This is a genomic window from Syntrophomonas sp. UBA5494 (assembly GCF_002426325.1).
In genome coordinates this window covers 30073-30655 of sequence record NZ_DIPG01000058.1, presented here as the reverse complement: position 1 = coordinate 30655, position 583 = coordinate 30073, and the positions used below count along the sequence as shown (strand labels likewise).

Here is a 583-nt window from a genome sequence, read left to right as displayed (position 1 = left end):
AGTAACCCGGAATTCTAACTCGTCATGATGTGATGTCGCAACGAAATTGGACATACCAGGCAGGAATAAACCTGAAAGGAGGGAGATCAGTGAAAGCCATGGAACAAGCAGCCGCGAAAACAGCTGACAAGCCGAAACAGGTAGCGGTTAAAAAGGAGCCGGGCCTTGATGTCAAAGTCTTCGGCACACTGGGCAAGATAGGCCAATGCCCCCGAAATGTTAACGATGTTTATTCATTAGGCACTACACTGCAGCATTACATTGAATCCAGATACCTCGAATTGGCTAGTTTAAATCAGTGGCCGGACAAGGATCTTTGTAAAGATCTAGCTGAGAAACAGCTTGAAGGCAAGCGCCAGGTTGATGTGCTGAGACTGGCCAACCTTAATCAATTACTGATCTATTTTTATGATAATGGCGGACCGATTATTGAGGATCCTGTGCCAGAGCAGGAAACCCGCATGATTATGCCGTTTTTTAACAGGATAATGATCAATTTCGAAAAGCACATCCACGCTGTATTAATGTCGGCGATTAAAGGCAAAACCCCTTCCGGAAATCTGGAAGCTTGTGTTAACGGGGT

Annotated in this window: 1 protein-coding gene; it reads left to right on the top strand. The window is 45.5% G+C overall.

Annotation, left to right across the window (positions count from 1 at the left end):
• Positions 1–89: 89 nt before the first annotated feature.
• Positions 90–583: hypothetical protein (locus B3W37_RS06945; RefSeq protein WP_483175171.1), on the top strand; the 494-nt coding region annotated here is incomplete at its 3' end.